Here is a 25,022-nt window from a genome sequence, read left to right as displayed (position 1 = left end):
TGGTCGCTCGTGGCCCGGCCCGCCTCGGCGCGGGGCGCCCGCGGCGGCTCCCCGGCGCCGCCGGCCGGCGCGCCGGGCGGCATGCGCCGAGGCTCGCCGACCGTGTCGAGGTCGGCCCGAGGTGTGCTAGGTTCCCCGCCCCATATGCCGCGTCGCACCGACATCCGGAAGATCATGATCGTGGGCTCCGGGCCGATCGTCATCGGCCAGGCCTGCGAGTTCGACTACTCGGGCACCCAGGCCTGCAAGGCGCTCAAGGAGGAGGGCTTCGAGATCGTCCTCCTCAACTCGAACCCCGCCACGATCATGACGGACCCGGGGTTCGCCGACCGGACCTACGTCGAGCCGATCACCCCGGAGGTCGCCGAGCAGATCCTCGCGCGCGAGAAGCCGGACGTGCTCCTCCCGACGCTCGGCGGGCAGACGGCGCTGAACCTCGCGGTCGCGCTCGCGCGGAACGGGGCGCTCGCTCGCCACGGGGTCGAGCTCATCGGCGCGCAGCTCGGGGCGATCGAGAAGGCCGAGGACCGGCTGCTCTTCAAGGACGCCATGCAGCGCGTCGGCGTCGAGCTGCCCAAGTCCGGCTACGCGACGAGCTGGGACGAGGCCCGCGCCATCGCCGAGGACATCGGCTTCCCGGTGATCATCCGCCCGTCCTTCACGATGGGCGGCGAGGGAGGCGGCGTCGCCTACAACCGCGAGGAGTTCGAGCCGCTGGCGAAGCGCGCGCTCACCCTCTCCCCGACGCACACGATCCTCTGCGAGGAGTCGATCATCGGGTGGAAGGAGTACGAGCTCGAGGTGATGCGCGACAAGCACGACAACGTCGTCATCATCTGCTCGATCGAGAACTTCGACCCGATGGGCGTCCACACGGGCGACTCGATCACGGTGGCGCCCGCGCAGACGCTGACGGACAAGGAGTACCAGCGGATGCGGGACGCCGCGGTCCGCATCATCCGGGAGATCGGCGTCGAGACCGGCGGCTCGAACATCCAGTTCGGCGTGCACCCGCGCACGGGTCGGATGGTCGTCATCGAGATGAACCCGCGCGTGTCGCGCTCGTCCGCGCTCGCCTCCAAGGCGACCGGGTTCCCCATCGCCAAGATCGCCGCCAAGCTCGCCGTCGGCTACACGCTCGACGAGCTCAAGAACGACATCACCCGCTACACGCCCGCCTCCTTCGAGCCGACGATCGACTACGTCGTGACGAAGGTGCCGCGGTTCGCGTTCGAGAAGTTCAAGGGCGCCGACGACACGCTCACGACGCAGATGAAGTCCGTCGGCGAGGTCATGGCCATCGGCCGGACGTTCCAGGAGAGCCTGCAGAAGGCGCTCCGCGGGCTCGAGATCGACCGCTGCGGGCTCGAGTCGCCGCTCGGCAAGCGCCCCGGCGACGCGTACTCGGCCGACGAGGTGGAGCGCATCAAGGCGCAGGCCCGCGTGCCGCGCTCCCACCGCATCTTCTGGATCGCGGAGGGGCTCCGCGCCGGCCTGTCGGTGGACGACCTCTACGCGCTGACCTACGTCGACCCCTGGTTCCTGCGCGAGATGGCGGGGATCGTCCGCGCGGAGGCGAGGCTCGCGGAGGGCGGCCTCCCCGCCGGCGCCGAGGCGTTCCGTACCGTGAAGCGGATGGGCTTCTCGGACAAGCGCATCGCCCAGCTCGTCACCACGACCGAGAAGGCGGTGCGCGACGCGCGCTGGAAGGCGGGGGTCCGGCCGGTGTTCAAGCGGGTCGACACCTGCGCCGCCGAGTTCGAGGCCTACACGCCGTACCTGTACTCCACCTACGAGGAGGAGTGCGAGGCGGCGCCGACCGATCGCCGCAAGGTGATGATCCTCGGCGGCGGCCCGAACCGCATCGGGCAGGGCATCGAGTTCGACTACTGCTGCGTGCACGCGTCGTTCGCGCTGTCGAAGGCCGGGTACGAGACCATCATGGTCAACTGCAACCCGGAGACGGTCTCGACGGACTACGACACCTCCGACCGGCTCTACTTCGAGCCGCTCACGCTCGAGGACGTGCTCGAGATCGTCCACGTCGAGAAGCCGGAGGGGCTCATCGTCCAGTACGGCGGGCAGACGCCGCTCAAGCTCGCGGTGCCGCTCCACGAGCTGGGCGTGCCGATCTTCGGCACGACGCCCGACGCGATCGACCGGGCCGAGGACCGCGAGCGCTTCGCCGAGCTCATCGTGAAGCTCGGGCTGCGCCAGCCGGAGAACGGGGTCGCGCGCAGCGCCGGCGAGGCGTTCGCGGTCGCGCGGCGCATCGGCTACCCGGTCATGGTCCGCCCGTCCTACGTGCTCGGCGGCCGCGCCATGGAGGTCGTGTACGACGACAAGGACCTCGAGACCTACCTGCGTGAGGCGGTGCAGGCCTCGAACGAGCGCCCCGTCCTCGTGGATCGCTTCCTCAAGGACGCGGCCGAGGTCGACGTGGACGTGGTCTCCGACGGCCGCGACGTGGTGGTCGGCGGCGTGATGGAGCACATCGAGGAGGCCGGCATCCACTCCGGCGACTCCGCGTGCGCCCTGCCGCCGTTCAGCCTCGCGCCCGACAAGGTCGCGGAGATCGGGCGTCAGTCCGTCGAGCTCGCGAAGGAGCTCGGCGTCGTCGGCCTCATGAACGTCCAGTTCGCCATCCAGGGCGACGACGTGTACGTCCTCGAGGTGAACCCGCGCGCGAGCCGGACCGTGCCGTTCGTCGGCAAGGCGACGGGCCTGCCGCTCGCGAAGGCGGGCTCGCTCTGCATGGTGGGCAAGAGCCTCGAGGAGGCGGGGGCGCGCGGGGCCGAGCGGCCGCGGCACGTCTCGGTCAAGGAGGCGGTCTTCCCCTTCGCGCGCTTCCCGGGGGTCGACACCATGCTCGGGCCCGAGATGCGCTCGACCGGCGAGGTCATGGGCATCGACCTCGACTTCTACCGGGCGTTCTTCAAGGCGCAGGCGGCGGCGGGCAACACGCTCCCCGGCACCGGCGCCGGGCGCCGGGCGTTCGTCTCGGTGAAGGACTCCGACAAGCCCGCCATCGTGGACGTCGCGCGGCGGCTCGTCGCCCTGGGCTTCGAGGTGCTCGCCACCGCCGGGACGAGCGCGTACCTCGGGGCGCGCGACATCCCCACCACGCTCGTCCTCAAGCTGCACGAGGGGCGCCCCTCGATCGTGGACCGCATCAAGGACGGGGACGTTCACCTCGTGTTCAACACGACGGCCGGCAAGCAGGAGATCGCCGACAGCTACTCCATCCGGCGGGAGACCCTGATGAAGGGCCTGCCCTACTTCACCACCCTGACCGGCGCCCGAGCGGCGGTGGGGGCGATGGAGGCCGCCCGCGGCGGCAGTCCGAGCGTTCGCTCGATCCAGGAGTACCACGGGGTCGGCCGGCAGGCGTCCCGTTGACAGCAAGCCGCGGGCGCTCTACTGAAAGGTCTGGAAGCGGCCGCCCCGGGCTTCTCGGGCCGGCCGCAGTCATTTTTTCGGAAGGTGGATGATGTCCGAGCGCGTCCCCATGACGAAGGGCGGCCTCCTCCGGCTCAAGGAGGAGCTCAAGCGCCTGAAGAACGTCGAGCGCCCGAAGATCGTGAAGGAGATCGCCGAGGCGCGATCCCACGGCGATCTCTCCGAGAACGCCGAGTACCACGCGGCCAAGGAGAAGCAGAGCCACATCGAGGGCCGCATCCTCCAGGTCGAGCACTGGATCGCGAGCGCCGAGGTCATCGACGTCTCGAAGCACGTCGGCGATCGCGTCGTGTTCGGCGCGACCGTGTCGCTCGAGGACTCCGACTCCGGCGATCAGGTGACCTACCGGATCGTCGGTGAGCTCGAGGCGGACCTGAAGCAGGGGCGGATCTCGGTCACGAGCCCCATCGCGCGCGCGCTCATCGGGCGCGAGGAGGGGGACACCGTGACGGTGCGCACCCCCGGCGGCGAGAAGGAGTACGAGATCCATTCCATCGCCTTCGTCGAGGAGGAGCTGCCCGCCGAGTCCGGGGAGTAGTCGGACCGCGCTGGTAGCCTCGCGCCGTGGAGCGGAGGGGCCGCCAGGGCGATGCGCCCGCCGCCGGGGAGCCGGGTCCCGGCCTCGAGGCCGCGCAGCAGGCGCTCGCGGCGCTCGTGCCGCCGCTCCGCTTCGCGGTCAAGGACGGCTTCGTCGGCGCGGCGCGCCTCAAGGGCTTCGGCGAGCTCGCGCGCGGCGCCATCGCCCGCGCCCGGGCCGCCGGCGCGCCCGACACCCCGGCGCTGCAGCGGCTCGCGGTCGAGGCCGACGGGTTCGACGCGCTCCCCCTGGACGGCCGTCGCGCCGCGCTGACGCGCATCGCGGGCGGCCTCTCCGCGCTCATCCCCGTGCCCGACGAGCTGCGCGAGGTCGCCCGGCTCGGGCGGACCGAGCTCGGGAAGAGCAGGAGGATCGCGCCCGCGGCGCCGACCTCGCCCACCGCGCGGTCCACGCCCGCCGCTCCGTCCACGCCCGCGGCTCCGTCCACGCCCGCGGCACGGACCCCGACCCCGACCCCGACCCCGACCGCGTCCTCGTCCTCGTCCTCGTCCGCGTCCGCGTCCCCGACGACGACCGCCTCGCCCCCGCCGGCCCCCGAGCCCTGGACGGAGGCGCCTCCTCCGCGCTCGCCGGAGGAGCGCGCCGCCCGCCGCAAGCGGCTCGCGACGGCGCTCGCCGAGCTTCCCCGCGTCCACCCCGCGACGCGCGCCCAGCTCGAGGAGCGCGGGCGCACCACGGTGGAGCAGGCGCTCGAGTTCTTCCCCAAGGCCTACCAGGACCGCACGCACGTCCGGCGCGTCGCGGAGCTGCGGGCCGGCGACGAGGGGATCGTGCTCGGCACGGTGAAGCACGTCCGCGTGCAGCGCATGCGGAACGGGCGGCCGCTCCTGAAGGTCGGCGTGGCCGACGCGTCGGGCGCGCTCGAGCTCGTGTTCTTCAACCCGCCGCCGTGGCGCCTGCGGCAGTTCGCGGCGGGTGAAGGGCTCCTCTGCTCGGGCAAGGTGACCGAGGGGTTCGGCCGGCGGCTCCAGATGAGCCAGCCCGAGGTCGAGAAGCTCACGGCGGGCGACTCGGCGAGCTTCGGGCGCGTCGTCCCCATCTACGCCGGCCCGGCCGACTACCAGCACCCGGCGCTGCGCAGGCTCGTGAAGCGGCTCGTCGACGAGCACGCGCCGCTCGTGGTGGACGACCTGCCGCCCGAGGTGCGGGCGCGGCGCGAGCTCCTCTCGCGGGCCGCGGCGCTGCACGACGCGCACTTCCCCCCGCCCGGCACCGACCTCGCGCTCGCCGCCGAGCGCGCCACCCCCGCCTTCCGCCGGCTCGTCTTCGAGGAGCTCTTCTTCCTGCAGCTCGCCCTCGCGCTGCGCCGGCGGGGCGTGCGCACCGAGCCTGGCATCGCGTTCGACGCCTCGCCGGCGGTGATCGCGCGCGCGCTCGAGCTCCTCCCGTTCCTGCTCACCGGCGCGCAGGCCCGGGCGCTCGACGAGATCGCCCGCGACATGGCCCGGCCCGAGCCGATGAACCGGCTGCTTCAGGGCGACGTGGGCAGCGGCAAGACCGCCGTCGCGTTCGCGGCGATGATGGTCGCCGTCCGCTCCGGCCACCAGGCCGCCCTCATGGTCCCGACGGAGCTCCTCGCCGAGCAGCACGCCCGCACGCTCGCGGGCTGGCTCGCGGGGACCGGCGTCGAGGTCGCGCTCGTCGCGGCCGCGTCTCGCGGGAAGGGGCAGAAGGAGACGCGCGCCCGGGTGGCGGACGGCACGGCCCGGATCGCGGTGGGGACCCACGCGCTCCTCGAGCAGGACGTCGCGTTCGATCGCCTCGGCCTCGTGGTCGTGGACGAGCAGCACCGCTTCGGCGTGCTGCAGCGCGCGAAGCTCATCTCGAAGGGGCGCCGCCCCGACGTGCTCGTGATGACGGCGACGCCGATCCCGCGCACGCTCGCCCTCGCGTTCTACGGCGACCTCGACCAGTCCAAGATCGGCGAGCTCCCTCCGGGCCGCACCCCGGTCGCGACGAGGGTCTACGGCGACTCGCAGCGGCGGGCCGCCTACGACGTCGCGCGGCGGGAGCTCGAGGCGGGGCAGCAGGTGTACGTGGTCTACCCGCTCGTCGCCGAGTCCGAGAAGACCGATCTCGCCGACGCGACGACGGGCGCGGAGGAGCTGCGCCGCGTCTTCGCCGGCCACGAGGTCGGGCTCCTCCACGGCAAGATGAAGGGCGACGAGAAGCAGGCCGTGATGGATCGCTTCCGGTCGGGGGCGCTCCGCGTGCTCGTCGCGACCACCGTCATCGAGGTGGGCGTGGACGTCCCGAACGCGAGCGTGATGATCGTGGAGCACGCCGAGCGCTTCGGGCTCTCCCAGCTCCACCAGCTCCGCGGGCGGGTCGGCCGGGGGGCGTCGCGGAGCCACTGCCTCCTCATCGCGCACTTCAAGCGGGTGGGCGACGAGGCGCGGGAGCGGCTCCACGCCATGGAGGAGACGCAGGACGGGTTCGAGATCGCCCGCGTGGACCTTCGCATCCGCGGCCCAGGCGAGCTCCTCGGCACGCGCCAGTCGGGCCAGAAGCTCTTCGAGGTCGCCGACCTCTACCGCGACGAGGCCATCCTGGAGGAGGCGCGCGAGGACGCGTTCGCGCTCGTGGAGGCCGATCCCGAGCTGCGCCGCGCCGAGCACCGGCCGGCCGCCGAGGCGCTCGGGGAGCGCTGGTCCGGGCGGCTCTCCCTCGCGCAGATCGGCTGAGCGGCAGGCTTCGGTCTCACCGTTTCCCGGTCGTGACCGACCGTCTAGGATGGCCTCGTGAGCGCCGACCTGTCGCGCGCCCTGGAGGCGATGGGCATCCGGGATCCCGCGGTCCTGCGCGCCGTGGCCGAGGTGCCGCGCGAGCTGTTCGTGCCCCCGGACCTGCGCGGCTCGGCGGACGCGGATCACCCGCTGCCCATCGGCTTCGGCCAGACCATCTCCCAGCCGTTCGTGGTCGCCTACATGACGGAGCAGCTCCGCCTCGGCGGCCGCGAGCGCGTGCTCGAGGTCGGGACCGGCTCCGGGTACCAGACGGCGCTCCTCGCGCGGCTCGCGGCGGAGGTGTTCTCGATCGAGATCGTCCCCGCGCTCGCGGAGCGCGCGCGCGAGGTCCTGCTCGGCACGCTCGGTCTCCAGAACCTCCGCCTCCGCACCGGAGACGGCGGGGCGGGCTGGCCCGAGGCCGCGCCCTTCGAGCGGATCCTCGTGACCGCCGCCGCCCCGGAGGTGCCGCCCGCCCTCGTCGCCCAGCTCGCGCCCGGCGGCCGGATGGTGATCCCGGTGGGCGAGGCGCCCGACCTGCAGGTGCTGCGCGCCGTCGACAAGGGCAACGACGGCGCGAACGTCTGGACCGAGCTCATCCCCGTCCGCTTCGTGCCGCTCACCGGCGCCGCCGGCTGATGCGCTACACTCCCCCGCGATGATCGTCTGTCCGGTGTGCGACCACTCCCAGCCCGGCGCAGGGGCGTGCGAGCTTTGCGGCGGCCCGCTCGCGCCGGAGGCCGACCTCGCCGCGGGGATGGCCGCGCTCGACGGGCTGGAGCCGACCCTCCATCCCGCCACGTGGGCGGCGGACGCGCCGCCCGTGGAGGGCCTCGAGCCGACCGCCCACGCGCCTGCCGGCGCGGTGGCGCCGCCGCCGCTCGAGCTCGAGCAGACGCGCATCGCGCCGCAGGACGTCGACGCGCCCGCGCTGGACGGCCTCGAGCGGACGGCGCAGCAGGGGCCGGACGACGGGCCGACGCCGCTCCCCGTGTTCGTCACCTGCCGCTACTGCCGGAGCCCGGCGCTCCCCGGCGAGCGGATCTGCGGCCAGTGCGGGATGCGCCTGCCGCTCGCGGGCGGGGCTTCCGGCGCGCCGGCCGCGCCGGCAGGGCACGTCTGCGGCTGCGGCGCGCTCGTCCGCGGCCGCTCGTGCCCGGCGTGCGGCGCGCGGCCGCCGCCGTGAGGCTTCGCTCGCCCCCTTGAAATGCGGGGCGGCTCCCGGCAAATTGGCGGGTCCCTCCATGAAAACCTTCCACGACCCCGAGGTGTTCGCGCGCGTCAAGCGGCTCCCCACGTACGTCTTCACGATCACGGATCGGCTCCGCGACGAGGCCATCGCCCGCGGTGTGGACGTCGTGGACCTCTCGATGGGGAACCCGGACCGCGGCGCCCCGGCGCGCGTCGTCGAGCGGCTGAGGGAGGCGGCTGGGGATGCGCGCCTCCACCGCTACCTCGATCCCCGCGGCCTGCCCGAGCTCCGCGCCGCCGCCGCACGCTGGTGGAAGCGCCGGCACGGCGTCGAGGTAGACCCCGCCCGCGAGGTGCTCATCACCATCGGCTCGAAGGAGGGCATCGGCCACGCGCTGCTCGGCCTCCTCGCCGAGGGCGACGCGGTGCTCGCGCCCACGCCGACGTACCCCATCCACGCCTACGGCGCGGTGCTCGCCGGCGCGGAGACGATCCCGGTGCGCGTGGGGCCCGGGTTCGACTTCTTCGACTCGCTCGTCGAGGCGACGGAGAAGGCCGAGCGGCGCCCGAAGGGGATCGTGGTGAACTTCCCCGCGAACCCGACCGCCGCGGTCGCGACGCCCGAGCTCCTCGAGAAGATCGTCCGCTTCGCCGAGGCCCGGCACCTCTTCATCATCTCCGACCTCGCCTACGGCGACCTCGTGTTCGACGGGGGACGCGCGCCGGCGATGCTCACCATCCCGGGGGCGCGCGAGCGCACGCTCGAGTTCATGTCGCTCTCGAAGAGCTACGGGATGGCGGGGTGGCGCGTGGGGTTCTGCGCCGGGAACGCCGCGCTCGTCGCCGCGGCCGCGCGCGTGAAGAGCTACCTCGACTACGGCCTGTTCGGCCCGACCCAGCTCGCGGCGGTGACGGCGCTCGACGAGTGCGAGGAGGACGTCGTCGCGAACCGCGCGCGCTACCAGCGCCGCCGGGACGCGCTCGTCGCCGCGTTCGGTGCGGCGGGCTGGCGCATCCCGCCGCCCGCGGCGAGCATGTTCGCCTGGGCGCCCATCCCCGAGCCGTTCCGCGGGCTCGGCTCGCTCGAGTTCGCCCGCCGGCTCGTGGAGGAGGCGGGGGTCTGCGTCGCGCCGGGGGTCGGGTTCGGCGCCGCCGGCGAGGGCTTCGTCCGCATCGCGCTCGTCGAGGACGAGGCGCGCCTCGCGCTCGCCGCCGAGCGCGTCCACGGCCTGCTGCAGAAGGGGAGGTGACCTGTGTCCGCTCGGGCGTCCGCTCCGGCCCCCTCGGCCTGGTTCCGCTGCGCGGCGGGCTGCGACTTCCGCGCCGAGCTCGTCGACGTCGTCTACGAGTGCCCGCGCTGCAGCGGGCTGCTCGAGGTGGAGCACGATCGCGCGGCGCTCGCCGCGCGATCCGGCGACGACTGGAAGGCGCTCTTCGACTCCCGCTTCAAGCTCGGCGCGTGGCCGTACGGCTCCGGCGTGTGGGGCAAGAAGGAGTGGGTCTACCCGCAGCTCGCGACCGAGAACGTCGTCTCGATGTTCGAGGGCGGCAGCCCGCTCCTGCGGGTGGACCGCTACGCCCGCGAGCTCGGCCTCGACGACGTCTGGGTGAAGGAGTGCGGCGTCACGCACACGGGGTCCTTCAAGGACCTGGGCATGACGGTGCTCGTCTCGGCGGTGAACGAGATGCGCGCCCGCGGCCAGGCGGTGCGCGCCGTCGCCTGCGCCTCGACGGGCGACACCTCCGCCGCCCTCAGCGCCTACTGCGCCGCCGCGGGGATCCCGAGCGTCGTCCTCCTGCCGCGCGGCAAGATCTCGACCGCCCAGCTCGTCCAGCCCATCTCGAACGGCGCGCTCGTGCTCGAGCTCGACACCGACTTCGACGGCTGCATGCGCGTCGTGCGGGAGCTCGCGCACACGAAGGACATCTACCTCGCGAACTCGATGAACTCGCTGCGCATCGAGGGGCAGAAGACCGCCTCCATCGAGATCGCGCAGCAGCTCGGCTGGAGCTCGCCGGACTGGATCGTGATCCCGGGCGGCAACCTCGGGAACGCGAGCGCGGTCGGGAAGGGCTTCCTGCTCATGAAGGAGCTCGGGCTCGTCGACCGGCTCCCGCGCCTCGTCGTCGCGCAGGCGGCGCAGGCGAACCCGCTGTGGCGGGCGACGAGCGGCGCCGGCGTGAGGCCGACCGCGGCGGTGGTCGTGCCCCCGGTCGCGGCGCAGCGGACGCTCGCCTCGGCGATCCAGATCGGCGCCCCCGTGTCGGCGAAGCGCGCGCTGCGCGCCCTCGAGGCGCTCGACGGCGTCGTCGAGCAGGCCACGGAGCAGGAGCTCGCGGACGCCGCGGCGCGCGCCGACCGCGCCGGGCTGTTCACCTGTCCGCACACGGGCGTCGCGCTGGCCGCGCTCGAGAAGCTCGCCGCGCGCGGCGCGATCCGCAGGGGCGAGCGGGTGGTCGTGATCTCCACGGCGCACGGGCTCAAGTTCTCGGACTTCAAGGTCGGCTACCACGACGGGACGCTGCCGGGGATCGCCTCGCCCCTCCGGAACCCGGGCGTCAAGCTCGCCGCGACGCTCGGGGCGGTCCAGGACGCGATTGCCGCCCGCTTCGGTCAGCGGTAGAAACGGCCCGATGGTGACCACCCCCGCCCAGGACCCCGCCGCGCTGCGCGCCGAGCACGACGCGCTCGCGGCGCGCCTCGAGATCCGCCGCTCGATCGACCACGTCCGGCGTGGCGCGTACGTCGGCTTCGCGGCCCTCATCGGCATCGGTCTCGCCGTGAAGCTCGGCTGGGATCGCTGGGGGACCCCGGCGCCCGGCGTCGCGCGGAAGATCCCGACCGGACCGCCGGTGTTCTTCTACCTCGCCGTCGTGCTCGCCGCGGTCCTCGCGGCCCTCGCCCTGCGCGAGGCGCTCCGCGCGCGGCGCCTGATGCGCGACGAGGACGCGCTCTTCTCCCGCCTGCTCGCGCTCCGCGGCATGCTGGGGCTCGATCACTGACATGCCGGCGAGGCGCGTCCGCCGCGGCCGCTTCATCGTCCTCGAGGGGCTCGACGGGGCCGGGACGACGACGCAGGCGCGTCTGCTCGGCGATCGCCTCCGCGGCGCGGGCCGGGCCGTCCACGTCACCGCCGAGCCGTCCGGAGGTCCGATCGGGAGCCTCGTCCGCCAGGCGCTGTCGCGGCGGGTCGTGGGCGGGCGGGGGGAGGGTGAGCTCGATCCCGGCGCGCTCGCGCTGCTCTTCGCCGCCGATCGTCTCGACCACGTCGCCGCCGAGATCGCCCCCAAGCTGGCGGAGGGCGTCGACGTCGTCTCGGACCGCTTCACCCTCTCGTCGCTCGCCTACCAGGGGCTCACGACCGGCGCGCTGGCCTGGGTCGAGGCGGTGAACGCCCGCGCGGCCACGCCGGACGTGACGCTCTTCCTGCGCGCCCGCGCGGCGGTGGCGTTGAAGCGGCGGCGCGCCGCGACGATGGACCCGGAGCTGTACGAGGTGTCGGACTTCCAGCGCGCGGTGGCGCGGAGCTACGACCGCGGCATCGCGCTCCTCCGCGCCGCGGGACAGCGCGTGGTGGAGCTCGACGGCGAGGCGCCGGTGGAGGCCGTGGCGGACGCGGTCTGGGCCGCGGTCGAGAAGCTCCGCTCCGGCCGCTGACGCGGGCCGCGGACCCGCCCTTCGGCCCCGAGACGCCCCCGCGGCAGCGCCGCGCCCCGTCGCGCGATTTGCGGATCTCGCGCGCGCCCTCTACTTAGATGGGATGCCCGGTCCCACGGCGATCCTCGTCGTCATCGGCAACGAGGTGCTCTCCGCGAAGGTGCAGGACGAGAACGGCCCGTGGGCCGCGCGCCGCCTGCGCGATCTCGGCGTGCAGCTCGACGCCATCCTGACCCTCCCGGACCGCGTGGACGACGTCGTCGACGCCGTGGACCGCGCCCGTCGCCGCGCCACCTGGGTGTTCACCTCGGGCGGGGTCGGCCCGACCCACGACGACGTGACGGTCCCGGCCGTGGCGCGCGCCCTCGGGCGCCGGCTCGTGCGCTCGGGCGCGCTGGTCGAGAGCCTCCGCGCGATGCACCGCCGCCATCACGACGGGGCGGAGCCGCCCGAGGCGACGCTGCGCATGGCGGACGTGCCCGAGGGGACGCGCCTGCTCGGAGACCCGTCGTTCCCGACCCTCGTGGTGGAGAACGTCGTCATGCTCCCGGGCGTGCCGCAGTTCTTCCGCTGGCAGTTCGACCGGATCGCGCACCTGCTCGCGGCCGATCCGTTCCACCTCGCGTGCGTCTTCCTCTCGCTCGGGGAGGACGAGATCGCGCCGGCGCTCGCGCGCGTCGCGGAGGCACACCCGGCGGTGGAGATCGGCAGCTACCCGCGCTTCGACGAAGCCGATCACCGCGTGAAGGTGACGATCGAGGCGAAGGACGGGACGCGGGTGGACGCGGCGCTGGCGGAGCTGCTCGCGGCGCTCCCCGACGGCGCGGTGGTCCGGACGGAGCCCGGGTGAGGCCGCGCAGGCGCCGCGCCCACGGAGGACGGGCCGCGCGCCGCGGCGGGCCGGGCCCCGCTCAGAGCTCGAAGCGATCGATCTTGCCGGCCTTCTGCAGGACCTCGAGCGCGCCGAGCGTCGCCTTCTCCTTGTCGTTGCCCTGGATCTTGACGACGAGCGGCGACGCGGCGGGCGGGTACACCGCGACGGCCCAGCTGTCGCCGAGATCCTTGTCCACCACGACCCGGCACTCCATGCTTCCGATGAACGCGCGTGCCATGCGGGATCACTCCTTCAGAGTGCGCGCAAGATATCCCGAAAGGCAGCCGATGAGAAACGTCCGCTTCGTCCTCCTGCTCGCCCTCGCCGCGTGCTCCTCCGGCGCGCGCCTGCCGCGCTCCGCGCAGGGCGAGACGGTGATCGAGATCCGCGGCGCCGTCGACGGAGGGCCTTACGCGCTCGGTGAGAAGGACCTCGCCGCGCTCCCCCGGCGCGCCGTGCGCGGCGTCGATCCGGTCTCCGGCCGCGAGGCGCTCTGGGAGGGCACCCCGCTCGCGCTGCTCGTCTCGGAGCGCGCCGCGCCGAAGAAGGGGACGGACACCGTCATCGTGCGCACCACCGAGGGCACGGCCGTCCCCATCCCGCTCACCCTGATCCGCCAGCTGCGGCCGGTGGTCGCGGACCGGGCCGACGGCGCGCCGATCGCGATGCGCGTCCTCGCGTGGCCCAACCTGGAGCAGGCGGGGCTCACCACGGATCCCCGGCAGGCCTCCTGGTGGGCGCACGGGGTTCGCGCGCTCGAGATCGTCTTCTGGCAGAAGACGCTCGGGACGGCGCTCGCCGCGCCCCCGGGCGCCTCCGACCGGGCCCGGCTCGGGTCGGGCGAGTTCGGCGCGCGCTGCGTCGCCTGTCACCGGCTGCGGACCGCCGGCGGGGAGCGCGGGCCGGATCTCACGGCGGTCGCGGAGCGGCTGTCGCACGACCGTTTCCGGGAGCTGATGCGCAGCCATCCGGCCCGCACCGATGGGATCGAGCCGCCGGGAGCCGAGGCGAGCGAGGATCTCTGGGCGTTCCTGCGGGCCGTGGCCGCGGCGGGCGAGGGCGGAGCGGCTGCGCCGTCCACCTCCTCCGCGTCGGCGCCGTGAGGAAAAGGGCGGCTAGACAGCCCAGATGAAGCCGATGCGGACGCCGACGAGCTCGGCGATCTGCTTCGCGATCTGCTTCCCGTCGCGCCCCGCCACCCAGCGTGGGATGACGACGTGGAACTCGCCCCCGGTGAGCTCCGCGGCGGAGGCGAAGAGCTGCCACCGGCTCGCGACGTCCTCGAGCGTCACCGGACCGGGTGAGAGCACGTCGAGGAACACCGGCTTCGGGGCGTCGCAGAAGAGCGCCGGGCGGTGATCGCGCATCGCGCCGTGGATCACCTCGGGCTGGTCCCAGCCCGGGAGATCGGCCCGAACCCCCGAGTAGCCCGCGAGCGGGAGCGTCTCGGCCATGAGGCGGATGAACGCCTCCTTCTGGACGTCGTTCGCCGCCTCGACCGTCGTGGGGGTCTCGAGCATCTCCATGGCGCAGCCAGGCGGTCGGAAGGAGCTCCCCGCCGGTCCCCGGCCCTCCCACACGAAGGGTGGTCCTCGATCCAGCATGGCGCATCCCCCGCGCTCCGCCGCGGGGCGGGCCACCGTGCGCGCGGTGACCCGCCCATGACGGCCGCTCGCCAGATCGCCCGGAGATGACGACCACGCCTCCCCGGAACCTCGACGCGATCCACTGGGGTCACTCCCTCCCGTTCTTCGCGGTCCATGCGGCCGCCCTCGCGACGCCCTTCCTCGCGCCCGTCGAGGGCCGCTACATCGCCCTCGCCGTCGGTCTCTACCTCCTCCGGATGTTCGGCGTGACGGCCGGGTACCACCGTTACTTCTCGCACCGCGCGTTCCGCACGTCGCGCCCCTTCCAGCTCGCCCTGGCGGTGCTCGGCGCGTCGGCCGTCCAGAAGGGGCCGCTCTGGTGGGCCGCCCACCACCGGGACCACCACCGGTACTCCGACGGCCCCGAGGACGTGCACTCGCCGCTCGAGCGCGGCTTCTGGTGGAGCCACGTCGGCTGGATCCTGGCGCGCCGCTACGACGCGACGAAGCTCGAGCGGGTGAAGGACCTCGCCGTCTACCCCGAGCTCCGCGTCCTCGACCGCTGGCACCTCGCCGTGCCGCTCGCCCTCGGGGGCGGCCTCTTCCTGGCGGGTGGGCTGCCGGCGTTCCTCTGGGGCTTCTGCGTCTCGACGGTGCTCCTGTGGCACGGGACGTTCGCCATCAACTCGCTCGCCCACGTGTTCGGCCGCCGGCGCTACGAGACGGGGGACGGCTCCCGGAACAGCCTCCTGCTCGCGCTCCTCACGCTCGGGGAGGGGTGGCACAACAACCACCACTTCTACCCGTCGACGGCGCACCAGGGCTTCTTCTGGTGGGAGATCGACGTCTCCTTCTACGCGCTCCGGCTCCTCTCCGCGGTCGGCCTGGTGCGCGACCTCCGGATGGCGCCGGACCGCGTCCGCTTCGCCCACCGCACGACCGCGGGGGCGGCGCCCCGCTCCGCCGCAGTCCCGGATCCGGGCTGAGGGCCGTCGGACACCGTCGGGGCCCCCGCGCCGCGAGTCCTCGCCAGCGCGGCGGACCGTCGCTAGAGTGGCGGCGCACCGGGAGGGAACCCATGGATCGCCTGTCACTCGACGTGAACGGCTGCTTCGACGCCGCCGCCGACGGCCTCGGCGCGGACGCGCTCGACGCGCTCGCGCCCTCCGCCGCGGCCGCCTTCGACGGGTTCGAGGCGCGGCGCCGCTCGGGCGAGCTCGGCTTCGCCGACCTGCCGCGGGACGCGGCCACGGCCGACGCGAGCGCCGCGCTCGCGCGCGATCTCGCCGCCCGGTTCGAGAACCTCGTCGTGCTCGGGATCGGCGGCAGCTCCCTCGGCGGCCGCGCCATCCTCTCGGCGCTCACGCACCCCTTCCACAACCTCCTGCCGCGCGACCGGCGCGGCGCCATGCGCGTCTTCTTCCCGGACAACTCGGACCCCGCCACCTTCGAGGCGCTCCTCGGCACGCTCGAGCTCGAGGAGACCTGCTTCGCCACCATCACGAAGTCCGGCGGCACCGCCGAGACCATGGCGCAGCACCTCGTGCTGCGGGAGCGCTGCATCGCCCGGTTCGGCGAGGAGGGGTACCGCGCGCGCTGCGTCCTCGTGACCGACCCGGCGAAGGGCGCCCTCCGCGCCATCGCCGACGCGGAGGGGCTGCGGGCGCTGCCGGTGCCGGCGAGCGTGGGCGGCCGCTTCAGCGCGCTCAGCGCCGTGGGGCTCCTGCCGGCCGCCGCGGGCGGGGTCGACCTCACCGCGCTCCTCGCGGGGGCCGCCGCGATGGAGGCGCGCTGCCGCTCCGGCGCGCTGCGCGAGAACCCGGCGCTCCTCTACGCCGGCGTGCTGCACCTCATGGACCGGCAAAAGGGGCGGCGGATCCACGTGCTCATGCCCTACGCGGACGGGCTGCGCGACACGGGCGACTGGTTCGTGCAGCTCTGGGCGGAGTCGCTCGGGAAGCGCCCCGAGGTCGGCCCGACGCCGTTCCGCGCGGTGGGCGCCACCGACCAGCACTCCTCGATGCAGCTCATGATGGAGGGGCCGCACGACAAGGTCGTGACGTTCGTGCGGGTCGTCCAGCCGCGGGCCGACGTGTCGATCCCGGTGCCCGACACGTACCGCCCGCATGGAGAGATCGCGTACCTCGACGGCCACACGATGGGCGAGCTCATCGAGGCGGAGCGGCGCGCGACCGAGGCCGCGCTGCGCAAGGCGGGGCGCCCCACGGTCTCGATCCAGCTCCCGCGCCTCGACGCGCGGGCCATGGGAGAGCTCCTGATGCTCCTCGAGCTCGCCACCGCGTACGCGGGCGGCCTGTACGGGGTGAACGCGTTCGACCAGCCCGGGGTGGAGGCCGGCAAGCGCTACGCCCAGGGGCTCCTCGGCCGCCCTGGCTACGAGCAGGCCCGCGACGAGCTGCTCGCGCGGGCCCACACCGACCCCGCCCTCGTCCTCGGCTAGACGCGAGCTGGAGCTCGCCGGCGCCGGCGTTCGTCCGCGGTCGACGCGGCCCCGAAAGCCGCCGGTCAGAGGAACACGGAGCGACGCGCGGCCAGATCCTCGTCGAGCATCGCCTGGAGCGTCGACCGCACGCGCTCGGTGAGGGCGCTCACCGTCGAGGGATCGTGCACCGCGTCCGGGCCCGCGCCGCCCAGGTCGATCGGATCGCCGAACCGGAGCGACCAGCGCGAAGGGAGCGGCACGAGGCCGGCCGCGCCGACCCGGAGCGAGTCGAGGGGCAGGGCAGGGAGGCCGAGCGCCGCCCCGAGCCAGCCCGGCCGCGAGATGGCCGGGGAGGCTTCCTCGCTGCCCACGATGGCGCACGGGATGATGGGCGCGCCGGTGCGGAGCGCGAGCTTCACGAAGCCGCCGCGGCCGAACCGCTCGATGCAGTAGCGCTCGCCCCACGCCTTCCGCGCGACCGCGCTCCCCTCGGGGAAGACGCCGAGGAGCCCCCCGTCCCGCAGGATGCGCTCTGCGGGCTCGGGCGCGGCACGGATCGCCCCGAGGCGGATCGCGAGCGCACCGAACACGGGCAGCCCGGCCTCGCGATCGTCGAGGAGGGGACGGAGGTCTCGCCGGGCGGGGTGGTCGCGGTGGAGCGCGTGCCGGAGCACGAGCGCGTCCCACGGCACGGCCCCTGCGTGGTTCGCGACGACGATGGCGGCACCGGCCGGCGGCACGCGGTCGAGGCCGCGCGCCTCGGTGCGCCACCAGGTCGCGTACAGCAGGTCGAGGAGCGGCTGCGCTCGCTCGTGGAAGCGCGCGTCGAGCCCGTACCGGTCGAGCCGCTCGGGTGGCTCGAGCAGGCGCGCCAGGTCGATCGCGCTCCCGAGCGCGTGCTTCACGCGCGGCAACAGCCGGGCGAGCGTCTCCCTCAGCTCCCCGGCGGCCGACGCGAGCCCCGCGCGGCCGGCGACGTCGGCGAGCCGGTGCTCGAGCCCCTCGAGCGTGCTCTCGACGCGGTGCTCCAGCGCGCCGAGCCGATCGGCGGCGGCGCGGAGCCGCGCGGCGTCGGGGGAGGGGGCCTGAGGTGCGGTCGGGGTCGGGGTCGGGGTCGGGATCCTGGTCGTGGTCGCGGCTGGGGTCGAGGTCGAGGTCGGGATCGGTCCGCTCACCCCGGCGCGCGCCACCGCGGGCACCGGCTCGCGCGGCGCTGCACCCCGCGCGAACGGGTCGTTCCCCAGCACCGGATGCGTGGGCTTGGGCCTGGGCGCGGGACGTGCGCGGGCCTCGGGCCTGGGCGCGCGCGTGCGCTTCCCGGCTCCCGTTCGGCCTCGGCTCTTCCCTCCCGCCATCGCGCACCTCATAGACGGGTGTACCCACGCTCGTCAAACGGACGGACGGGGACGGGCCACCCGGCACCGCGGGTCCGGGCGGTGTGGTACGACACCGCGATGCCGCGCATCCAGGTCCTTCCGCCCGGGCTCGTGAACCAGATCGCCGCGGGCGAGGTGGTGGAGCGCCCGGCGTCCATCGTGAAGGAGCTCGTCGAGAACGCGCTCGACGCCGGCGCGACCTCCGTCGCGATCGACGTGGAGGAGGGCGGCCTCGCGCTGGTGCGGGTCGCCGACGACGGGTGCGGGATGGCGAGCGAGGACGCCCACCTCGCGCTCGAGCGGCACGCCACGTCGAAGCTGCGGGACGCCGCCGGCCTCGCGGCCATCGCGACGATGGGGTTCCGCGGCGAGGCGCTGCCGGCGATCGCGTCGGTGGCGCGGTTCCGGCTCGACACCGCAGCGGCGGAGGACGGCGCCGGGACCCGGCTCGAGATCGAGGGCGGCGCGCGCGTCGCGGCGGGCCCCGTCGCGCGTCCGCGCGGCACCACCATCGAGGTGCGGGACCTCTTCTTCAACACCCCGGCGCGCCGCAAGTTCATGCGCGCACCGCCGACCGAGGCCGGCCACGTCAGCGAGGCGGTGGTGCGCCTCGCCCTCGCGCGCCCGGACGTCGGGTTCACGCTGCGATCCGCCGGGCGGCTCGTCCTCGGCGCTCGCGCCGGTGCGGAGCTCGCCGATCGCGCCGCGCAGGCGCTCGGCCGCGACGCGCACCGGCACCTCGTGCCGGTGGACGCCGCGCGCGGCCCGGTCCGGGTGCGCGGGCTCGTGTGCTCACCCGATCACTCGGAGGCGACCGGGCGCGCGCTCTATCTCTTCGTGAACGGTCGCTACATCCGCGACCGGGGGGCCGCTCACGCGGTGCTCCGCGCGTTCGCCGGGACGCTGCCGCCGGGGCGGCACCCCGCGGGCGTGCTGTTCGTGGAGCTGCCCCTCGACCGCGTCGACGTGAACGTGCACCCGCAGAAGCTGGAGGTGCGGTTCGCGGAGGCGCGCGAGGTGTACGACGCCCTGTTCCACGCGATCGCCGGCACGCTCCGCACCGCCCCCTGGCTCGCACACGGCCGCGGCGCGGCGGGCACGGGGGCCGCCACCACGCCCCACGCGCTCGTGCCCTCCGGCGACGGGATCGCGGGCGGCGAGGAGACGGCGGCGGTGCTCGCCTGGGCGCGAGAGGCCCACGCGCCGGAGGGGAGCGGCGCGCTCGTCGCGCCCCCGAGGCCGGCGCCGGGCACCACGGCCGCGTTCGCGTTTCCGATCTCGGACGAGACGGGCACGGCGCGGCCTGGCGGGTACTTCGCCTCGCTCCGCTACGTGGGGCAGCACGCGCGGACCTACCTCCTGTGCGAGGCCCCGGGCGGGACGCTCGTCGTCATCGATCAGCACGCGAGCCATGAGCGGCTCCTGTTCCACCGCCTGCGCGAGGCATTCCGGACAAGGCAGCTCCCCGTGCAGCCGTTCCTGCTGCCTCAGGTCGTGACGCTCCCTCCCGCGGTCGCCCGGGCGCTCGAGGGCGGGCTCGCCGAGCTCGGCCGGCTGGGGTTCGACGTCGAGCCCTTCGGCGGCGATAGCTTCGCCGTGAAGGGCACCCCGGCCGCGCTCGCCGGCGTCGACCTCGAGGGGCTGCTCCTCGATCTCGCGGGTCAGCTCGAGCTCGTGGGGACCGGCAGCGCCGTGGACGAGGCGCTGCACGATCTGCTCGCCACGATGGCCTGCCACGCCGCCGTCCGCGCGAACCAGGACGTCGCGCCGGAGGAGGCGCGCGCCCTGCTCGACGGGCTCGACGCCATCGACTTCAAGGCGCGCTGCCCCCACGGACGGCCGGTGGTCTTCGAGCTCCCGCTCTCGGAGCTCGAGCGGCGGGTCGGTCGACGCTGAAGGAAGAGGAAAAGGGCAGCTCTCGGCGCCGTCTTCGGCGTTGTACGAGCGACGGTGAAAGCGACCGCGCCGAGAGCTCCCAAGTGGACGCCCGGCTGCCGGCTCGGAGTGCGGGGGGGGTGACCCCAAGCCGATGCGAACGTCCTGGCGGGATGACTTTCAATCGACGTGCCCACTCGGGTTCTGAAAATATGTCCCACGATCCCGAGATGTTCCGGATCGGGGCTGAAAAGCATCCAGTCCGGACCTTTCAGGGTTGAAAGCATTCGATTCAAAACTGCAATGCGCCTCACCCTCGACCGGCAGGCTGTAAATTCGTCGCCCCAGGGGGCGGCAAAGTTCACGGCTTCCGCGCTCGCCCGAAGGGGCTCCCCGGGGATTCTCTTGCAGATTGGAGAGGTTCCCCGCGGGCCGACGCGGCGCCGTCCGGCACCGCCGATGCAATCCACCCGCTGCGTGCAGGGCGCGATCACAGGCAGGGACGTGCTGTTCCACTCCGTCACCATCGTGCGGCTGTTCGGTCCCGTCTTCTACGTGCGGTGCCTGCGGGCGATGTGGAGCGGGCGCCCGTGCACGTTCCTCGAGGTGCTCGCAGGTCATCAGTAGCCGCCGCCGGCGCCCAAACACTCGACGCGGCGTCGCCCGTTTGGCAGAGTCCCGCGCGTGCCGCGGGACCCCCGCTACAAGCCGTACCGGACGGCGCTCTGGCTGCTCTACTTCGCCGTCATCGCCCTCGCGCTCGCGGTGGTGATGACGAGCGTCGTGCGAAACCTGCGCGGACCCCACCGGCCCCCCGCGACGGGCGCGCTCCCGACGCGCGCCGCGCTGCGGGTGTGCGTGACGGAGCTCGAGGCGCTGCACGCCGAGCAGAACGAGCGGGCCTGGCGCCTCGGGGACGAGGTCGGCGAGAAGGACGCCATCCAGCGCTGGGAGATCTGGGCGCGGGAGTGGGAGCAGCGCGTGGACGATCTCGCCGAGCGCTGCCGGCTCGACGCGGCGGATCCGGATCCGCAGGGCTTCGGCGGGCGCAAGGAGCTCGCGCACGCCCGCGACGCGGTGCTCGAGCTCCACCGGGCCTACCGGGCGCAGGTGAACCGGTTCGCTCAGGAGGAGGCGAACCTCGCCCACCAGGCCGCGGCCTCGCTGCACGAGGCGCGCGAGGCGCTCGCGCGGCCGCCGGAGCGGCGGTGAGCTCCCCGCTCAGCCGGCCGGGACCACGGGCGGCGCCGGGCAGGTGACGCAGCCCGCGCCCGTGCAGCCGTCCGGGGAGGGCGGCACCGTCAAGAACACCCAGCGATAGACCTGGACCTCGAACCCGAGCTTCGGCTTGCGATACGCGGACGTGGCGGTCGCGACGTCGGCGTTGGGATCGAAGCCGTTCGACACCACGAGCTCCACGACGTGGAGGGCGCCCGCGGTGCCGGCCGCGGCGCTGCCGCCTGCGCTCGGGTACTGGTAGGCGGGGAACTGGAACGCGGGGGTCTCGCGCAGCGTGGGGTCGACGGTCCCGTCGCCCGGGGCGAGGATGTCGTTGGCCTGCTGGACTGCGAGGCTCGGGCGGTTCGTCGGGTCGTAGTTCACGAACCAGCGCGCCACGACCGCCTCGTTGGTGATGGCGTCGCGGAGCGTCGCGCCGAGCGGGAAGACGGGCTCGCGCGGGCAGCCCGCCGGGACGCGCACGATCGACTCCGGCTGGAGCACCGCGCGGACGGTGTCGTCGACCACGATGCGCGGCGGCGTCACCGGCTGGCCCTCGGGGTAATCGGGCAGGGGCTGCGGCAGCGGGCACCCCGAGAGGACCACGGCCGCGATCGCGGCCGCCCTGGCGGTTCTCCTCACGCGTCGTCCTCCTCGTCGGGCGGGAGCTTCTGGCCGCGCCGCTCGGCCTCGAGCTTCTCCAGGTGCCGGAAGATGGTCCGCGGATCGACGCCGAGATCCTTGGCCGTCTTGGTGCGGTTGCCCTGGTTCCGCTCGAGCACCTCGTTGATGTAGCGCTTCTGGAACTCCTCCTTCGCGGCGACGAGCGGGAGGATGGGCTCGAGGTTCTCCGGCCGCAGGTCGAGGTCCTCCGCCGACACGAGCGCCTTGTCGGCGAGGACGACCGCCTTCTTGAGGCGGTTCTCGAGCTCGCGGATGTTCCCCGGCCAGGCGTACTTCCGCATCGCGACCACCGCGCTCGGCGCGAACCCGCGCACCTTCGCGCCGAAGTCCTTCGCGTACTTCTGCAGGAAGTACTTCGCGAGCACGACGAGGTCCTCGCCGCGCTCGCGGAGGGGCGGCAGGAGGATGGAGACCACGTTGAGGCGGTAGTAGAGGTCCTCCCGGAACGTGCCCTTGCGGATCTCCTCCTCGAGCACCTTGTTCGTCGCGGCGACCACGCGGAGGTCCACCGGCTCCGGGCGCGTGTCGCCGACCTTCGTCACCGAGCGCTCCTGGAGCGCGCGCAGGAGCTTCACCTGCAGCGCGGCCGGCATCTCGCCCACCTCGTCGAGGAACAGGGTCCCGCCGTGCGCCGCCTGGAACTTGCCGGGCCGGGTGGCGATGGCGCCCGTGAACGCGCCGCGCACGTGGCCGAACAGCTCCGACTCGAGGAGCGCCTCGGGGATCGCCCCGCAGTTCACCGCGACGAACGGGCCGCTCCCCCGCCCGCTGCGGCGGTGGATCTCGCGGGCGACGACCTCCTTGCCGGTGCCGGTCTCGCCCGAGACGAGCACGCTGATGTCCGTCCCGGCGACCTTCTCGATGCGCCGGAACACCTCCCGCATCGACGCCCCCGAGCCGATGAGCTCGCCGTACTGCTTCGAGCTCACCGCCTCGCGCAGGGCCACGTTCTCGCGCCGCAGCGAGTCGAGCAGCATGCCGTTCTGCACGAGCAGCGACGCCTGGGCGGCGAACACGGTGAGCGCCTCGAGCGCGCGGTCGTCGAAGAGCGAGACCACGCTGTCGTTCCCGAGGTAGATGACGCCGCAGACGTCGCCCTTCTGCATGAGCGGCGCGCACATCACCGAGCAGAGCTTCAGGTTCACGACCGAGGTCGAGCCGGACCACTCGGAGTCGTGCAGGGCGTCGGCGACCACGATCGGCCGGCGCGTGTCGATGACGCGCTGGATGATCGAGTCGGAGACCCGCGCCATCGCGCCCTCGATGGTCTCGCGCGCCACGTTCCGCGCCGCCCGGACGGTCATCTCGCCGTCCTCGAACAGGATGAGGAAGCCCTTGTCGGCGTGGGTCACCTCGAGCAGGGCGTCGATGAGCTCGTCGAGGAGCCGGGCGAGGTCGTTCGCGCCGAGCAGCCGCTCCGAGAACCGGACCAGCGTCTCGAGGGCCAGGAGCCGCTGGCCGGAGCTCGGGCCCGGGCGGGCGGGGGCCGCGCGGGGGGCGGGGTCGAACACGAGCTCGGTCCCCGCGACGCGGATCCGGTCCCCGGGGCCGAGCCGCCACGCCGCGCGCCGCTTGCCGTTCACGGTCATGTCCGCGCCGTCGTGCGCGGCGGCGTTGTACTCGCGACCGTCCCAGTGGATGTGCACCGCCGTGCGCGGCATGCCGGGATCGGGCACCGCCACGTCGTTCTCCACGTCGCGCCCGACGCTCGTGATGCGCTTCACGAGCGCGATCTCGCGCTCCACGCCGTCCGGGCTCTTCACGATGAGCGTTGCCACGATCGACTTGCCTCAGTTCCGAATCGTCATCGGTCCCTCAGAACGCCCACTCCAGCTTGACCGACCCGGCGCCGCCACCGGGCGAGACCTCGGTCTCGACGATGGGCACGAAGTGCTTGTGCGCGTCCCACACCCCGTACGCGTAGAGCGCCCAGAACAGGCCGGCGGACACGTACTTCACCGCCTCGACGCGGCCGAGCAGCACGCGGTCCGAGTCGGAGTACGGCGGCCGCGAGCAGCCCGGCTGGCCGGAGATGCAGGAGCGGGTGCGGTCCTCGGCGAGCTGGTTGTGGAAGATGATCGCGGAGAGGTTCACGACGCCGGCCACGATCTGGCCGGCCGCGATGGCGGTCCCCTTCGCGCGATCGCCGTTCTGGAACTGGCCCGCGCCGAGCGGCATCCAGTTGAACAGGTACAGGCGCTCCTGGACGCGCACGACCTTCGTCGGCGGCCCGGTGCGCGCCTGCTCCTCCGCCAGCAGCCGCCGCTTCGCCTCGTCCGCGAGCCGCTCCTGCTCTCGCAGCGCGCGGCGCCGCTCGCGCAGCGGCGCGAGCGCGGGCTCGTGCTCCCGCTTCACGCGGTCGAAGAACTCGACGATGGGCGGCGGGACGAGGAACGGGTCGAGCGCGTAGTCGGGATCGTGGGAGAGGAGGTTCACGAACGCCGCGCGCGCCTGGGCCTGATCGCCGAGGTGGTACTCGGAGATGCCGAGGATGCGGTAGGCGTCGATGGCCTCGTCCTCGCTGAGCGAGGGGCCCGTGGCGAGGTAGCGCCGGAGCGTGCCGGCCGCGTCCGCGTAGGCGCCGAACTCGAAGCGGTCCTTCGCGCGCTTCAGCTCCGGCGGGGCCGTGAGCACGAGCGCGATGAGGAGGGGGATCACGGCGTCACGGCTCCGTCGGAGTGGGGCGCGCTCGCGGGGCCCGCGCCGGGCTCCGGCGCGCCGGAGGGCGGGGGCGGCTGCCGCGCCGCCGTCGGGGCGGCGACGATCACCTCGCCCCCGGCCCGCAGCTTCACCTGAACGTCGCGCATCGCCGCGCCGGCCGCCTCGAGGCCGATCCGGGCGGGCGCCTCGTAGGGGCTGTCCGCCCCGGAAGGCACCGGGATCGCGAACGAGGCGCGCTGCGAGTCGCCCGCGGTGCCGACGAGCTTGCCGTCCACGTACACGCGCGTCGCCGGGTCTCCCTCGACGCGCAGCCGGGCCGGGCGTGGCGTGAGCGGCACCCGCAGCTCGCCGAGGCGCTGCGCCTCCTCGGCGGTGATCTCCCGGACGAACGGCGTGCAGCAGGCGTGCTCGATCTGGATGACGTGGGTGCGGCCCGGCGCGACCGAGAAGCGGACGAGCTGCTCCCCGCGCGCCACCTCGATCCCGTCGAGCAGCGCGCGCTGCGCGTACGGCCGGACGTGCACCGACAGCGAGGCGGGAGGGCCCGAGGCGCTCTCCCGCGCGCGCGGCGAGGGCGCACCGGCGCGGCCACCCCGCGGCCGGTGGGCCGCGTGAGCCTCGCCGGCGGGCGCGGCGCCTTCCGCGGGGCGCGCCTCGGGGTCGGCCACGGGCT

At 74.1% G+C, this 25,022-nt stretch carries 22 protein-coding genes and 1 pseudogene; 16 read left to right on the top strand and 7 right to left on the bottom strand.

Annotated features, from left to right (window positions below):
• Positions 1 to 144 precede the first annotated feature (144 nt).
• From carB to MNY60_RS13530, 10 genes are all read left to right on the top strand, one after another.
• Positions 145 to 3,399: a carbamoyl-phosphate synthase large subunit gene (carB, locus tag MNY60_RS13575; RefSeq protein ID WP_242356016.1), complete on the top strand. Its 3,255-nt coding sequence runs from the start codon at positions 145 to 147 to the stop codon at positions 3,397 to 3,399.
• A gap of 91 nt (positions 3,400 to 3,490) precedes the next feature.
• The gene (gene greA, locus MNY60_RS13570) at positions 3,491 to 3,997 is read left to right on the top strand and encodes a transcription elongation factor GreA (protein ID WP_242339991.1); all 507 of its coding nucleotides are present in this window, start codon (positions 3,491 to 3,493) and stop codon (positions 3,995 to 3,997) included.
• 26 nt (positions 3,998 to 4,023) lie between these two features.
• Entirely contained in the window at positions 4,024 to 6,741 is a 2,718-nt protein-coding gene (gene recG, locus MNY60_RS13565) for an ATP-dependent DNA helicase RecG (protein WP_242360797.1), read from the top strand.
• A 57-nt stretch (positions 6,742 to 6,798) separates the two neighbouring features.
• Positions 6,799 to 7,422 (top strand): protein-L-isoaspartate(D-aspartate) O-methyltransferase, encoded by a 624-nt coding sequence (locus MNY60_RS13560; RefSeq protein WP_308197069.1) that lies wholly within the window; start codon positions 6,799 to 6,801, stop codon positions 7,420 to 7,422.
• 19 nt (positions 7,423 to 7,441) lie between these two features.
• Positions 7,442 to 7,969 carry a hypothetical protein gene (locus MNY60_RS13555; RefSeq protein WP_242339993.1) on the top strand — a complete coding sequence of 176 codons (528 nt, stop codon included), beginning with the start codon at positions 7,442 to 7,444 and terminating at the stop codon, positions 7,967 to 7,969.
• 58 nt (positions 7,970 to 8,027) lie between these two features.
• Positions 8,028 to 9,224, top strand: a complete 1,197-nt coding sequence (locus tag MNY60_RS13550) for an aminotransferase class I/II-fold pyridoxal phosphate-dependent enzyme (RefSeq protein ID WP_242339994.1) — start codon at positions 8,028 to 8,030, stop codon at positions 9,222 to 9,224.
• Between the two features lie 3 nt (positions 9,225 to 9,227).
• Complete coding sequence (gene thrC, locus MNY60_RS13545; protein WP_242356012.1) at positions 9,228 to 10,598, top strand: threonine synthase; 1,371 nt, start codon at positions 9,228 to 9,230, stop codon at positions 10,596 to 10,598.
• A gap of 10 nt (positions 10,599 to 10,608) precedes the next feature.
• Entirely contained in the window at positions 10,609 to 10,977 is a 369-nt protein-coding gene (locus MNY60_RS13540) for a hypothetical protein (protein WP_242356010.1), read from the top strand.
• Position 10,978: 1 nt separating this feature from the next.
• Positions 10,979 to 11,632 carry a dTMP kinase gene (tmk, locus tag MNY60_RS13535; protein WP_242356008.1) on the top strand — a complete coding sequence of 218 codons (654 nt, stop codon included), beginning with the start codon at positions 10,979 to 10,981 and terminating at the stop codon, positions 11,630 to 11,632.
• Between the two features lie 103 nt (positions 11,633 to 11,735).
• Positions 11,736 to 12,482: a molybdopterin-binding protein gene (locus tag MNY60_RS13530; protein ID WP_242356006.1), complete on the top strand. Its 747-nt coding sequence runs from the start codon at positions 11,736 to 11,738 to the stop codon at positions 12,480 to 12,482.
• 61 nt (positions 12,483 to 12,543) lie between these two features.
• Here MNY60_RS13530 and MNY60_RS13525 read toward each other — a convergent pair whose 3' ends face one another.
• Positions 12,544 to 12,744, bottom strand: coding sequence for a hypothetical protein (locus MNY60_RS13525; RefSeq protein ID WP_242339999.1), 201 nt, complete (start codon positions 12,742 to 12,744; stop codon positions 12,544 to 12,546).
• A gap of 49 nt (positions 12,745 to 12,793) precedes the next feature.
• Between MNY60_RS13525 and MNY60_RS13520 the strand changes: the two genes are divergently transcribed.
• Complete coding sequence (locus MNY60_RS13520) at positions 12,794 to 13,609, top strand: hypothetical protein (RefSeq protein WP_242360795.1); 816 nt, start codon at positions 12,794 to 12,796, stop codon at positions 13,607 to 13,609.
• Positions 13,610 to 13,621: 12 nt separating this feature from the next.
• On the opposite strand, the gene MNY60_RS13515 is transcribed toward MNY60_RS13520, so the two are convergent.
• Positions 13,622 to 14,032: a hypothetical protein gene (locus MNY60_RS13515; RefSeq protein ID WP_242340001.1), complete on the bottom strand. Its 411-nt coding sequence runs from the start codon at positions 14,030 to 14,032 to the stop codon at positions 13,622 to 13,624.
• A gap of 164 nt (positions 14,033 to 14,196) precedes the next feature.
• Between MNY60_RS13515 and MNY60_RS13510 the strand changes: the two genes are divergently transcribed.
• Together MNY60_RS13510 and MNY60_RS13505 are read left to right on the top strand one after the other, a co-directional pair.
• Positions 14,197 to 15,078 carry an acyl-CoA desaturase gene (locus MNY60_RS13510; protein ID WP_242360793.1) on the top strand — a complete coding sequence of 294 codons (882 nt, stop codon included), beginning with the start codon at positions 14,197 to 14,199 and terminating at the stop codon, positions 15,076 to 15,078.
• A 92-nt stretch (positions 15,079 to 15,170) separates the two neighbouring features.
• Positions 15,171 to 16,553, top strand: coding sequence for a glucose-6-phosphate isomerase (locus MNY60_RS13505; RefSeq protein ID WP_242360791.1), 1,383 nt, complete (start codon positions 15,171 to 15,173; stop codon positions 16,551 to 16,553).
• A gap of 65 nt (positions 16,554 to 16,618) precedes the next feature.
• On the opposite strand, the gene MNY60_RS13500 is transcribed toward MNY60_RS13505, so the two are convergent.
• The gene (locus MNY60_RS13500; RefSeq protein ID WP_242360789.1) at positions 16,619 to 17,782 is read right to left on the bottom strand and encodes a lysophospholipid acyltransferase family protein; all 1,164 of its coding nucleotides are present in this window, start codon (positions 17,780 to 17,782) and stop codon (positions 16,619 to 16,621) included.
• A 207-nt stretch (positions 17,783 to 17,989) separates the two neighbouring features.
• Between MNY60_RS13500 and mutL the strand changes: the two genes are divergently transcribed.
• From mutL to MNY60_RS13485, 3 genes are all read left to right on the top strand, one after another.
• Complete coding sequence (gene mutL / locus MNY60_RS13495) at positions 17,990 to 19,807, top strand: DNA mismatch repair endonuclease MutL (protein ID WP_242360787.1); 1,818 nt, start codon at positions 17,990 to 17,992, stop codon at positions 19,805 to 19,807.
• A 438-nt stretch (positions 19,808 to 20,245) separates the two neighbouring features.
• Positions 20,246 to 20,413, top strand: a complete 168-nt coding sequence (locus tag MNY60_RS13490; protein ID WP_242340006.1) for a hypothetical protein — start codon at positions 20,246 to 20,248, stop codon at positions 20,411 to 20,413.
• Between the two features lie 57 nt (positions 20,414 to 20,470).
• Positions 20,471 to 20,998, top strand: coding sequence for a hypothetical protein (locus tag MNY60_RS13485; protein ID WP_242340007.1), 528 nt, complete (start codon positions 20,471 to 20,473; stop codon positions 20,996 to 20,998).
• A 9-nt stretch (positions 20,999 to 21,007) separates the two neighbouring features.
• Here MNY60_RS13485 and MNY60_RS13480 read toward each other — a convergent pair whose 3' ends face one another.
• From MNY60_RS13480 to MNY60_RS13465, 4 genes and pseudogenes are all read right to left on the bottom strand, one after another.
• Positions 21,008 to 21,646, bottom strand: a complete 639-nt coding sequence (locus MNY60_RS13480; protein ID WP_242340008.1) for a hypothetical protein — start codon at positions 21,644 to 21,646, stop codon at positions 21,008 to 21,010.
• Entirely contained in the window at positions 21,643 to 23,466 is a 1,824-nt protein-coding gene (locus tag MNY60_RS13475; RefSeq protein ID WP_242340009.1) for a sigma 54-interacting transcriptional regulator, read from the bottom strand. Before MNY60_RS13475 ends, MNY60_RS13480 begins: the two co-directional genes overlap by 4 nt.
• A gap of 37 nt (positions 23,467 to 23,503) precedes the next feature.
• Positions 23,504 to 24,346 carry a tol-pal system YbgF family protein gene (locus MNY60_RS13470; protein ID WP_242340010.1) on the bottom strand — a complete coding sequence of 281 codons (843 nt, stop codon included), beginning with the start codon at positions 24,344 to 24,346 and terminating at the stop codon, positions 23,504 to 23,506.
• Positions 24,343 to 25,022: pseudogene (locus MNY60_RS13465) on the bottom strand (serine/threonine protein kinase); the annotation flags it as partial. The pseudogene MNY60_RS13465 and the gene MNY60_RS13470, both read right to left, overlap by 4 nt.

The organism is Anaeromyxobacter sp. SG17, assembly GCF_022690695.1.
Lineage (GTDB): Bacteria > Myxococcota > Myxococcia > Myxococcales > Anaeromyxobacteraceae > Anaeromyxobacter > Anaeromyxobacter soli.
The sequence above is the reverse complement of the archived record's forward strand: the minus strand, read 5'-3'. Positions and strand labels throughout refer to the sequence as shown.